Source organism: Metabacillus niabensis (assembly GCF_902829255.1).
GTDB lineage: Bacteria > Bacillota > Bacilli > Bacillales > Bacillaceae > Metabacillus > Metabacillus niabensis.
Genome location: NZ_CADEPK010000442.1, coordinates 1 through 12212 on the forward strand (window position 1 = coordinate 1; position 12212 = coordinate 12212).

A 12212-nucleotide genomic window follows, 5' to 3' on the forward strand; every position below is an offset into this window, starting at 1 on the left:
TTTTATTAGAATTCTATGATTATCGTTATTTTATCTACAATAAAAAGACTGGAACTTTTAGCTCCAGTCTTTTTGTTAACTATTTAAATATCTCCAAAAGGTTCCATGCTTTGCTTGGACTTTTTCTACTGTTTGGGAAAGGACTAATTTCTTTAATTCCTTTTCAACCTCACATGTCGTCATATTATAGACAGCAGCAATTTCAGCAGTTGCAACAAATTGGTAGTGTCTTAAAAATATTTCTAATGGAGGTGTATGGGAAGGCTTTATTTTACTCCCAATCATCTCAAATAAAACTTGGACGTATAAATCATATGAATAAAGACCAGTAATTTTTAAACCTTCCTCTTCAACATTTTCACTAAAAAATGCGAGAGTCGGTATTTCATGAACATCCATTTCAGAAGTGATTTTTAAATCACATTGGAGCGCTTTTGCAGCAGCTTGTGAATGAAGGTCGATTTTAAACTCCTCAACATCGAGTCCGACTTTCTCAGCAATTTCAATTAACATAGATTCTTCAGAAACATTTTGACTTTCAATAAATAAATATTCCTGTAGTTTCCGTAAAAAGCGAAGGCCTGCTTTTCTCCCTTGTAGCTCTGCGGCTTTTATTGCTAAAGATGCCGTATAAGGTGTTGATAATGGATTTTCTAACCAAATCTTTCCGTCACAAGACATCCCTGTTCGATTTGCGGTCTTCTCCCATGCCTTTGCTAGCTTATCAGGTCTTTTTCTCTTTGTAATATTTAATGTTGCAAGACGTCCACTAATAATATGTCTAAGTGTAAAAAAGCGACCATATTCAATTTGCAGCTTTTTTATAATAGGCTCGAGTGCCCAACAGTCAGGACATAATGGATCAACAAACATATAAATTTCTAGCGGCTTATCAGGATGTCCATTACAATGTGAGAAAAAGAGAGAAGCATCCTTCATCTCACACTTGTTATTCATTGCTATATACCTCTTTCTGCTCATTATCTTCTCCATTAGTATTCACCATATGGTGTGCAGTAAGCTGAAGCCGATGAAGGAGAAAATCCTTTATGTCACCTGTTAATCCAACATCATTCATTGCCTCTTTCATACATTGAATCCATGCATTAGCCCTTGCCGGCGTAATCGGAAACGGAAGATGTCTTGCTCTTAACATCGGATGACCGTGCTCCTCTGTATAGAGCTGAGGGCCGCCTAAATATTGTGTTAAAAATTGTTTTTGCTTTCTAGCAGTTTCAGTTAAGTCATCTGGAAAAATGGGAGAAAGCATTGGATGTTTTTGTACTTTCCCATAAAAGGAATCAACAAGGTGTGAGAGCATTTCTTCACCTATCACTTCATACGGTGTTAGTTTTTGGTCAGTCATGTTGATAGCTCCTTTAAATTTGCTAAATCATTCATTCAAACAGAATTTCCTGATGTTTATCATTTATTGTTATTAAAATATGACGACTATGTTTACATTAATAGTGTAGTGACAACAATCATATAACTAATTCTTTAACAATATTATATACATTTTAACAAGCGTTTCTATATATCTCAAACAAATCGCTCGAAGCATGCAATATTATGTTCTAAAAACTATGGAATAAATAGCGTTTTGAAGGGATAGAAGGATTTTTGATGTTAGTATTTACCTGTAAAATAAGGATAAAACGTTTTACGGAATTTTTGCTCCAAACAACAATGCCCTACATAATAAAAAAGTAGCCAATCAATAATCGGCTACGCTAGGTATGACTCTGTTATTTTCTTAACATAGTTTTGTGTTTCTTTAAACGGAGGAATTCCGCCATATTTATCTACATTACCTGGTCCTGCATTGTAGGCAGCAAGGGCAAGTGAGACGTCACCATTATATTTTGTGAGCATCTTCTTTAAATATTTGGTACCACCTTCAATGTTTTGGGCAGCATCAAACGGATTTTCGACACCTAGTGAACGAGCTGTTGCTGGCATTAATTGCATAAGTCCCATTGCTCCAGCATAGCTTTTGGCTGCTGGGTTAAAACCTGACTCTTGCTTAACTACCGCATGAATGAGCTTTTCATCAATCCCATATTTTTCCGCAGCTTGTTTAATCATGTCATCGATATCACCAGAGATGCTTGTTGGATTAGATACTTCAGTAGATGAAGTTGAATTGATATTTGTTAATGGAGTCTTTGTTTCTAACATAGTTGTTAACTCTTTTACACTAATAGCTGGTTGCTCAGTTGCCTCGGTGTTTATTGAAGCTGAATTTAATAATGAGTTTAAAAGTTCTTGAAAATCTGATTCAAATGAAGAATCGCTATTAGTAGTGATACCATTGCTATCTAAATTTCGAAGAGCTTGGAGCTCAAGTAGTGTTTTATAGTATTGAGTTTTGATATCCAACCTCATTACCTCGCTTCTTTATATTTTTGCTCATAAAAACGACGAATTTTATTTTTAGTTTGGCGGACCGGAATAGAAAATTCATTTAATAATTGATGAAATGCTGCTTTTCCCTTTTCTTCATCTTGAACTTCATATTCTAATTCATAATCCTCTATATTTAAATATCGGCTATGATCCAAAACTATTAAGCCATTTTTATAATTTTTTTCGGCACGACTTGTCGTTAACGAACCGAAATAGGTAATGGTTTGTACAGCAACTTCTAATTTATGAAGTTGTGCAACAACGGGACCTTCAGGCAGAATGCCAGATGTAATTATTGTTTGTGCCTCGTCATTTGTAAGAGCTTGATGTGTTTCTAATAATCCGATCTTTGCAGGCTCCTTTAACGTGAGGACAAACTGATTTTTCTTTTTGCGAATTCTAAGTGCAGCACCAAGCTCCTTAAGAGAAAACTGTGGAGTATCAAAATAATGATTTTCTTGTAGGATAAAATCATCCTCATCTATTTGAAATACTTTTTTTAGCTGGTTAAATTCGTTTTTAGTAAGTAGGTTTTTGAATTCTATTTCGATTTCTTGTGACATCTGATAGATTCCTTTCATCGATACGCATTATTAGCGAAAGTTAAATTCTTCACATAGCTCTATTATCGCTTGCATCTTGTTATTTCGCAATGTTATCATGTCAATTTTAATATGGTAAAATAATCAATGACGTGTAACGGAAGGAGATTTTTATGAACAAAAGAATTGATGTAAAAGAAGCAGTACTTGAAGCTAATCGTTTAATCTTACATACAGAGGATTCGTTATCTGAAATAAAAGGCAGCATGAATGCGAAAGGGCAAATGTTAGTCGATTCTGATCAATTAGCGTTTATTTATTTACTAGAAACAGACGAAGATTTTATCTATGCTGGATTACCGCATACGATATGGTCTAAATTAAAGGAAGCTTTAGATAAGAGCTTGCCAGTGTTATTAAAAATTAACGATAGTGAAGTAGAGCTAGTTCAGATAATTGATGAATTACAATATTTAATCGATAATATTAAAGGTAATGCTAATTACGGAGAAGAAATGGAAACAAAAGTGACGGAGGTATTTTCTTAAGAAAAGACTCTTTATTAAACTATTGTTGTTTTTAAGCATAACTTTGTAATAGTTGATAGGAGTGGATGTGTGAGGCTTCTATGGGATGTGTGATAGGTGGTGCCACACGAGGTGTTAACCTTGAGTAGGCTCACCATCCACCCGTGGAATGCAGCATTGTACGAGAAAACCAACCTAGAAAGCAGAAAGCAACAAAGTTTACAAAAGCAGCCTTAGAAAAAGAAACAAGGTAATTTCGATTTGGCGGTGGCAGTCAGAGGGGGATTTTGTATGAAGCATGAACAGTGGAAATTATTCTTGGCTCCTTATCATCAAGCAGTAGAGGAGTTAAAGGTAAAATTACGGGGAATTAGAGCACAATATGAATTACATCATACACACTCTCCAATTGAGTTTGTTACAGGGCGTGTAAAGCCTGTTGCAAGTATATTGGATAAAGCGAAACGAAAAGGCATTCCTTTAGATAAAATAGAAGAGGGTTTACAAGATATAGCTGGTATACGGATGATGTGTCAGTTTGTCGATGATATTAAAGCAGTTGTCGATATGTTGAAAAGCAGAACAGACCTTGAAGTCGTTGAAGAGCGTGATTATATAACTAGTAAAAAGGAAAGTGGCTATCGTTCATATCATGTTGTAGTTAAATATCCTTTACAAACGGTAAATGGGGAGAAAAAAATTTTAGTCGAAATTCAAATCAGAACACTTTCTATGAATTTTTGGGCAACTATTGAGCATTCATTGAATTATAAATATAGCGGGAATATTCCTGAGGAAATCAAAGTACGTTTAAAACGTGCGGCTGAAGCAGCTTATTCATTAGACGAGGAAATGTCACAGATTAAAGGTGAAGTGCAGGAAGCACAAGTAATCTTCTCAAGGAAAACGGAATAATAGCTTTTTCGTATAACCATTAATGCTTGAAAATTTTAAAAAATTCAACTAGCGGACGGACCGTAGGATGCCAGCATTCCGCTTGCCAAAATACATTATTTTCGGAAAATTAATGAAAAAAATTGTTCGAATAGCATTGCCATGGTAGATTAGAATCGGGTATCGTTGCTTTGTTATAGTAGTTGATTATGAAAAGAAATTGGTGAAAGGGAGTTAATATAAATGAAGTTTGCAATTTCATCTAAAGGTGATACAGTTTCAAACTCAATTATGCAAAAAATGAGGACATATTTGTTAGATTTTCAGTTAGAATATGATGAAGATCAACCTGATATTGTCATTTCTGTTGGTGGAGATGGAACTCTTTTATATGCCTTTCATCGTTATCGAAGTAGACTTGATAAAACGGCATTTATCGGTGTCCATACTGGCCATCTTGGCTTTTATGCTGATTGGGTACCAGACGAAATCGAAAAGCTAGTTATTGCGATTGCAAAAACTCCCTATCAGGTAGTAGAATATCCAGTCCTTGAGGTCATAATTAATCATAATGATGGTAGTCGTGAGGCAAGATATTTAGCATTAAATGAATGTACGGTTAAGAGCATAGAAGGCACTTTAGTTATGAATGTTGAAATTAAAGGTCAAACCTTTGAAACGTTCCGTGGAGATGGACTATGTATTTCAACTCCATCAGGAAGTACAGCCTATAATAAGGCATTAGGTGGTGCGATCCTTCATCCGTCGATTAGAGCGATTCAGTTAGCTGAGATGGCCTCAATTAACAATCGAGTGTTTCGGACAATAGGTTCACCGCTTATCTTGCCTGAGCACCATACATGTATGTTAAAGCCAGTTAACGATGTTGATTTTCAAATAACTATCGATCATTTAACATTATTACATAAAGATGTGAAATCAATCCAATGCCGTGTTGCAAGTGAAAATATCCGTTTTGCTCGATTTAAGCCATTTCCATTTTGGAAAAGAGTGCGTGATTCATTTGTCGGGGATGTCGGTAGGAAGGAATAACCTTGTTATTTTGTTAAAGTAAATGAAGTTAATTATAATTCAAGATGTTTATAGGGGTTTAATTGTATGAAGCCATTTCAGTTACAGTGGGTCATTAACAGCGAAGATGCAAAGAAATCGATAAAGGATTTTGTCAGAGAAAAGAAAATATCAAAGCGAGCTTTAACTGATATTAAATTTAATGGTGGAGCTATTAAAGTGAATTCAGAAAATGTAACAGTGCGCCACGTTTTGCAAGCAAACGATCTTTTGACTGTAATTTTTCCTATTGAAGAAAAGGGCACAGGCCTAAAAGCGGAAAATGACGTACCGTTCGATATTGTATATGAGGATGAGCATTGTATAGTAATTGATAAGCCGCCATTTATCCCGTCGATTCCCTCTCGTGAGCATGTAAGTGGAACGTTAGCAAATGGTTTGATGCAATATTATAAGACACATCAAATCCCTTCGACAATCCATATTGTTAATCGCCTAGATAAGGATACATCGGGGTTAATGCTTGTTGCAAAACATCGCTTTGCCCATTCGTTGTTTTCAGAGCAGCAAAGAAATAAGGAGATCAAGCGCACTTATTTTGCAATTGTGCACGGTGTTCTTAAGGAGACAGCTGGAACGATTTCAAAGCGAATTGGTCGAAAGGATGATAGCATCATCGAAAGGGAAGTAAGAGAAGATGGTCAAGAGGCAATCACACATTATCAAGTTCTGAATACCTTTCATAACAAGACATATATTGAATTAGTGTTAGACACTGGAAGAACGCATCAAATTCGTGTCCATCTTTCATCTATTGGTCATCCTCTTTGCGGTGATACATTATATGGGGGGAGTCAGGAGCAGATTAACCGCCAAGCATTACATAGTGTAAAGCTTTCCTTTTGGCATCCAATCTTAGAAAAAGAAATGGAGTTTATTTCTGAGATCCCTGAAGATATGAAAAAACTTATGACAGAATGATTGTAAGATGAGTAGTTCAATTTTGGAGTAATAAGGTTATTCCTATATTGAACTACTTTTTTATATGATGAAATTAAGGAGGTCGGTTTTTAAATGGTTTGTAAGAGTGGTTTTTAACCAAATGCAAATTGTGGTGGGATATATGTATTTGTAGGGTTCGTTTGAAGTTATGCATACTAAGTATGAAAGGTCCATTTTTATAATGGCTGGACCTACACCTGGTAGTTTTTTCGGGATTATCTTCTAAATCTTTCTTCATCAAACGGAATGGTTGAGGGAACAGAAACGATTTCATCCTCAGGATAGCGATAGGCTGTAAACTTATTCCCAAAAACAGCACCTGTATCAATATTAATTGTCTGCTTCGTACGTTTTGCCTCTAACACGGGTGTATGCCCATAAACAATAAATGGCTTACCTTGATAGTGCAATGCCCAATCCCTGCGTTCAGGAGTACCATCTGGATTTTTCTTGCCGGTGATATCACCGTATAATACAAAGGTTTTGACAGCATTGCTTGTCTTACCGATATAGTCCTCACGAATTCCCGCATGTGCTACGATTAACTTCCCATCATCGAGAACTTGATATAAAGGAGCTGATTCGTATATCCAGATAAACTTTTGTTTAATCTCCATTTGTTGTGAATGTGAAAGAGCATCATACTCAGCAACTGTTGTCTCTAACCCATGAGAAATTTGCACTTTATTGCCTAGAAAAAAACGATAAAGCTTATTGCAATGATTTCCTGGAGAATAAAACGCCTGTTTCTCCTTCAACAATCGATACACAACGTCGATCACTCGAATCGAATAAGGGCCACGATCCGTTAAATCCCCAACAAAAGACAGCTTCCGATTGCTCGGATGAATTGGAACTCCCGAAGACCAATCATACCCAAGCACCCTAGTCAACTCCTCAAACTCCTCAAAACACCCATGAACATCCCCAATAACATCAACCTTCACAACATCCACCTCCTAATGGGGGACAGTCCCCAAAAATATATAAAATCACCACTAACTAAATCAAAATGTAAAAATTAAAACAAATTGGGGACAGTCCCCAATAAATTGAGTCCCAATAAATTGACTCCAATAATTGACCCCAATAATAAAGGTACCCATTCATAGGGTACCTTTATTTCAGTCAAACATGTATTTTCTTGTGCGGGATCGGACGTTTAGGATGATGCCGATTGCGACCATGTAGGTGGCGAGGGAGCTTCCGCCATAGCTTATGAATGGTAAAGGAAGTCCTGTTATTGGCAGTAATCCAATCGTCATTCCAATATTTTGAAAGACTTGGAAGGTAATCATTCCGATAATGCCTGTACATAAATAGCTTCCAAATGGGTCATTGCTTTCAAGTGAAATATGAATCATACGATAAATTAGTAAAAAGAAGAGTGAGATAACAATACTTCCGCCAATAAAACCAAATTGCTCTGAAATAATGGCAAAGATGAAATCAGTATGGGCTTCAGGTAAATAAACCTCTAGATTTTGATACCCTTTCCCATGTAATTCCCCAGAACCGATTGCTAATAGAGATTTAACGAGCTGGAAGCCCTGCTCACCAGAGTATTCATATGGATTTAACCATCCATAAAAGCGATCTAATTGATATTCTTCACCGCGTAAAACGTACTTAAGGAAGAAATCAGGAAATTTAATAAATGTAAAGATGAACGCTCCAGCAATTATAAGAACAGAGGAAACAGCTGTTAAAATGATTCGCCATTGAATTCCCGATACTAATATTAGAGATGCAATCACGGCACAAAATACCATCGTCATCCCCATATCTGGCTGTCTAATTAACAAGAGAATTGGTGGTATTGCAGTTGCAAAAAGCTTCCCAATTAATAGAAAATCATCTGAAAGAGAACTAACTGGGTATTTCTCTCGATGCTCAGTAATAATTTTGCTCAAAACAATAATCAAGAATATTTTCATTAACTCTGATGGCTGGAAATTCCCAAGTGGTCCGAGTTGATACCAGCTTGTCGCACCTTTAATCGTTTGGACAATTGGTTCAGGTAAAATTTCTAATCCTAGAAGCAACAGCATACCAAAGCCGTATAAATACCAAGCTAATTGCTTAAATCGGTCAAAATCGATTAACATAGTTAGAACAACGGCTACCGACCCGATAATATACCACTGAATTTGCTTGACGGAAAAGTTAATCCCTTGAAGTGCTGAAGTAAGAGTCTCTTCAGCACTATTGATCGCAATCGTGCTAACTAAAGCTAATAAAAACATGATAAATATTAATGTATAATCAATTTGATGTTGGGGAGATTTTTGAGATGTCATAAGATGATCCCTTTCTAAACATTTAAGTTGAAATTAATCCTAGTGTCATTGTATCATTAACCATCTTAATGGTTTGTGAACGATTTGAAAAGATTCCTTTGTCGGATTCTTAATAGATTGTAAAATTTTTATGAAGGTTTAGGAAGAGAATTGAGTTTTTCTTACGATATCATATAGAATATTATAGTATTTATCCCGAATACCAGGTAGCTTAATCCCCTTATAAATGACGGGGTACATCCTAAAAATTCTTGCCATTGTGTGTAATGAATGGAAAGTTTAGAAAAATACAACAAAGTCTTCCTACAATACGAAGGAGCATTAAAACAGTAAGGGACTTTGACATGAAATCGTTATGGAAGATGATTACGCATAGTCCACCATACATCTAAGTTTCCTTCATGGTGATAAAATACTGCTGTGAATAAAAAAGTCACAACCATTATTGTAGCACATTTTACTAAATAGAGAGAGGGGGACTAAACATGTCAGATGAAAAAGAAAAAGTAGAATTAGAAGAGGAAGGATTACTTGCTTCTTTATCAAGTCACAATATGGATGAATTTCGCGAGGTCTTTTTAGAGCAACATCCTTATGATCAAGCGAAATTTTTTAGTAAATTAGAGGAAGAAGAACGATTTATCGTTTATAGCTACCTATCACCTGAAGAAATGGCTTCTGTTTTTGAAAACATTGAGGATGACGATGATAGGTACAAAATCTTTTTATCAGAAATGGATCCAACCTTTGCGGCACAAATGCTATCTCATATGTACGCTGATGATGCAGTAGACGTTTTGAATGAGCTTGACAAAGATCAGGCAGCGAGCTACTTAACAATCATGGATGATGATGCAGCTGAGGAGATTCGTGAACTTCTTCATTATGAGGAATATACGGCTGGTAGTATTATGACAACAGAATACATCGCCATCCACGCAAATCAAACTGTGCACTCTGCTATGCAAATTTTGAAAAATGAGGCACCAAATGCAGAGACAATCTATTATGTATTCGTTATTGATGAAGCAAAAAAACTTGTTGGGGTTATTTCGTTAAGAGACTTGATCATTAATGAACCAGATACAATGATTTCTGAAGTAATGAATGAACGTGTGTATTCAGTAAGTGTTGCTGAAGACCAAGAAGAAGTGGCGCGAAAAATGAAGGATTATAACTTTTTAGCGTTGCCTGTTGTAGACTTTAGAGGACATCTGCTCGGAATTATTACAGTAGATGATATTGTCGATGTCATTGATGAAGAAGCAAGTGATGACTATTCCAAGCTTGCGGGGATTGCAGATGTCGATTCAAATGACCGAGGTCCTTTCACAGCAGCTAAAAAAAGACTCCCTTGGTTGATTATTCTTTTATTTTTAGGAATGTTTACAGCGAGCTTAATTGGGAGATTTGAAGCGACATTAGACAAGGTCGCCATATTGGCTGTTTTTATTCCCCTTATTGCAGGTATGGCTGGAAATACAGGTACACAAGCCTTAGCGGTTGCAGTAAGAAGAATTGCTGTAGGGGATGCTGAGGAGCATAGCAGTATAAAATTGCTACTTAAAGAAGCAGGTACAGGCTTAATTACAGGTACAGTTTGTGGAATTGTCGTTACAATTGTAATTTTTGTATGGAAGGGCGAGCTTTTCTTAGGGATGCTTGTCGGTATTTCAATTTTAGCGACATTAACAGTTGCTACGATTGCTGGGGCGTTAATACCGCTCATTATGCATCGGCTTAAAGTTGACCCAGCTGTAGCTTCGGGGCCATTTATAACAACTATTAACGATATTATTAGTATTTTAATTTACTTTGGAATGGCGACATTATTTATGCAGTATTTAATTTAATGTTCTATTCGTACTAACTGATTGGAGGGATTTGATGCATGGTGCATCCGTAACATCACTAGTTATTGTTATTTTAGCAGCGTTTTTAACACCAATTATTTTACATCGTCTTAGGCTTAACTTTATGCCAGTCGTCGTCGCAGAAATTATTGTTGGATTAATTATTGGAAAAAGTGGCTTTGATGTCGTCTCTCAAGATATGTGGCTTGAAACCCTTTCGATGTTAGGCTTTATCTTTCTTATGTTTTTAAGTGGACTAGAGATTGATTTTTCAGCATTTGCTGGAGGAAAAAAGAAGGAAAAGCTTCCTTCAGGTAAAAATGCTCCCAATACGTTTCTAGTTTCTACGATTATATTTGTCGGGATTTTTATTCTATCATTAATCCTTTCATATCTATTTGTTTGGATTGGACTGATGGATAATGCCTTCCTTATGACATTAATTATTTCAACAATTTCCCTTGGTGTTGTTGTCCCAACATTAAAAGACGCTCAAATTATGAAATCAAACATCGGGCAAATCATTTTACTTGTTGCGGTTATCGCGGATTTAGTGACGATGGTGTTACTTGCGGTGTTTGCCTCAATATATGGCGATGGGGATACGAACACATGGTTATTACTCATATTATTTGGAGCAGGAGTCTTGCTTTATTTCCTAGGGAAAGCATTTCAAAACCGTTCCTTCATTGAAACTATGTCAAAAGGAACGATCCAAATTGGCACACGAGCTGTTTTTACTCTCATCATTGTATTAGTTGCAATTTCAGAGACAATAGGAGCTGAAAACATTTTAGGAGCCTTTTTAGCAGGTGTGCTTGTTTCATTGTTATCACCAAATAAAGAGATGGTGCAAAAACTTGATTCCTTTGGATATGGATTTCTTATTCCAATTTTCTTCGTAATGGTCGGTGTTGACTTAGATATCTGGGCATTGTTCCAGGATCCAAAAATCTTTATATTAATACCTTTACTATTTATCGGATTGTTAATATCAAAAATTGTTCCAGTATTTTTATTAAAGCGTTGGTATGATTTAAAAACAACACTTGCATCAGGCTTCTTATTAACTTCAACATTATCCCTTGTTATCGCTGCAGCTACAATCGGTGAAAGAATGGAAGTTATAACGTCAGAGATGTCAGGTGCACTAATTTTAGTTGCAGTTATCACAAGTATTGTTACACCAATTTTCTTTAAAAAGCTATTCCCGAAACATGTATCAGAGCGTCCGAAAATTAAAGTTGCCTTTATTGGAGCGAATCAATTATCCTTGCCTGTTACGAGGGAATTAAACCCAGAAATATATGAAACAACAGTCTTTCATATGAAACAAGAGAAACTGGACAAACAAATTTCCCATTCCTTGTTTGATATAAAAGAAATTAAAGATTTTGAAGTAAAAACGTTGATGGAAAATCAAGCATTTGATGTTGATTTAATCGTAGTAACAACAGGAGATGAGCAACGAAACGCGGATATTGCGCTATTTGCAAAAGAGCAAAAGGTTGAACGAGTAATTGCGAGCGTTGCTTCACCTGAATTAGATACAAAGTTGAAGGAAAACGATATTGACGTCTTTTCTACATTGTTATCAACGAAAACAATGCTTCGTGCATTGATTGAAGCACCTGGGGTTATGCGGATTTTAAC

At 36.0% G+C, this 12212-nt stretch carries 12 protein-coding genes; 6 read left to right on the top strand and 6 right to left on the bottom strand.

The genetic code is table 11. The features are described from left to right. Positions 1-75 precede the first annotated feature (75 nt). The 4 genes from HU235_RS23855 to HU235_RS23870 all read right to left on the bottom strand — a co-directional run bounded on the left by HU235_RS23855 (position 76) and on the right by HU235_RS23870 (position 2972). Positions 76-957, bottom strand: a complete 882-nt coding sequence (locus tag HU235_RS23855) for a ClpXP adapter SpxH family protein (RefSeq protein ID WP_145584769.1) — start codon at positions 955-957, stop codon at positions 76-78. Continuing rightward, positions 950-1366 carry a globin domain-containing protein gene (locus HU235_RS23860; protein WP_174881815.1) on the bottom strand — a complete coding sequence of 139 codons (417 nt, stop codon included), beginning with the start codon at positions 1364-1366 and terminating at the stop codon, positions 950-952. The genes HU235_RS23855 and HU235_RS23860 overlap by 8 nt, the downstream gene beginning before the upstream one ends. A 362-nt stretch (positions 1367-1728) precedes the next feature. After that, positions 1729-2376, bottom strand: coding sequence for a lytic transglycosylase domain-containing protein (locus HU235_RS23865; RefSeq protein WP_233452412.1), 648 nt, complete (start codon positions 2374-2376; stop codon positions 1729-1731). Positions 2377-2387: 11 nt separating this feature from the next. Continuing rightward, a complete protein-coding gene (locus HU235_RS23870) occupies positions 2388-2972 on the bottom strand; it encodes a CYTH domain-containing protein (protein WP_174881816.1) in 585 nt (194 codons plus the stop codon). A 152-nt stretch (positions 2973-3124) separates the two neighbouring features. On the opposite strand from HU235_RS23870, the gene HU235_RS23875 reads away from it, so the two are divergent. The 4 genes from HU235_RS23875 to HU235_RS23890 all read left to right on the top strand — a co-directional run bounded on the left by HU235_RS23875 (position 3125) and on the right by HU235_RS23890 (position 6385). Continuing rightward, positions 3125-3499 (top strand): UPF0738 family protein, encoded by a 375-nt coding sequence (locus HU235_RS23875; RefSeq protein WP_174881817.1) that lies wholly within the window; start codon positions 3125-3127, stop codon positions 3497-3499. Positions 3500-3769: 270 nt separating this feature from the next. Continuing rightward, positions 3770-4393 (top strand): GTP pyrophosphokinase, encoded by a 624-nt coding sequence (locus tag HU235_RS23880; protein WP_095303167.1) that lies wholly within the window; start codon positions 3770-3772, stop codon positions 4391-4393. Between the two features lie 222 nt (positions 4394-4615). Further along, positions 4616-5425 (top strand): NAD kinase, encoded by an 810-nt coding sequence (locus HU235_RS23885; RefSeq protein ID WP_095303168.1) that lies wholly within the window; start codon positions 4616-4618, stop codon positions 5423-5425. Between the two features lie 66 nt (positions 5426-5491). Then, the gene (locus HU235_RS23890; protein WP_174881818.1) at positions 5492-6385 is read left to right on the top strand and encodes an RluA family pseudouridine synthase; all 894 of its coding nucleotides are present in this window, start codon (positions 5492-5494) and stop codon (positions 6383-6385) included. Between the two features lie 236 nt (positions 6386-6621). Here HU235_RS23890 and prpE read toward each other — a convergent pair whose 3' ends face one another. Together prpE and HU235_RS23900 are read right to left on the bottom strand one after the other, a co-directional pair. Then, the gene (gene prpE / locus HU235_RS23895; protein WP_174881819.1) at positions 6622-7353 is read right to left on the bottom strand and encodes a bis(5'-nucleosyl)-tetraphosphatase PrpE; all 732 of its coding nucleotides are present in this window, start codon (positions 7351-7353) and stop codon (positions 6622-6624) included. Between the two features lie 177 nt (positions 7354-7530). After that, the gene (locus tag HU235_RS23900; RefSeq protein WP_095303171.1) at positions 7531-8706 is read right to left on the bottom strand and encodes an FtsW/RodA/SpoVE family cell cycle protein; all 1176 of its coding nucleotides are present in this window, start codon (positions 8704-8706) and stop codon (positions 7531-7533) included. Positions 8707-9191: 485 nt separating this feature from the next. Between HU235_RS23900 and mgtE the strand changes: the two genes are divergently transcribed. Beyond that, on the top strand, positions 9192-10559 hold the full coding sequence (gene mgtE / locus HU235_RS23905; protein ID WP_095303172.1) for a magnesium transporter: 1368 nt from the start codon (positions 9192-9194) through the stop codon (positions 10557-10559). A gap of 34 nt (positions 10560-10593) precedes the next feature. Next, positions 10594-12212 (top strand): cation:proton antiporter family protein (locus tag HU235_RS23910; RefSeq protein ID WP_174881820.1); only part of this gene is annotated, 1619 nt, incomplete at its 3' end.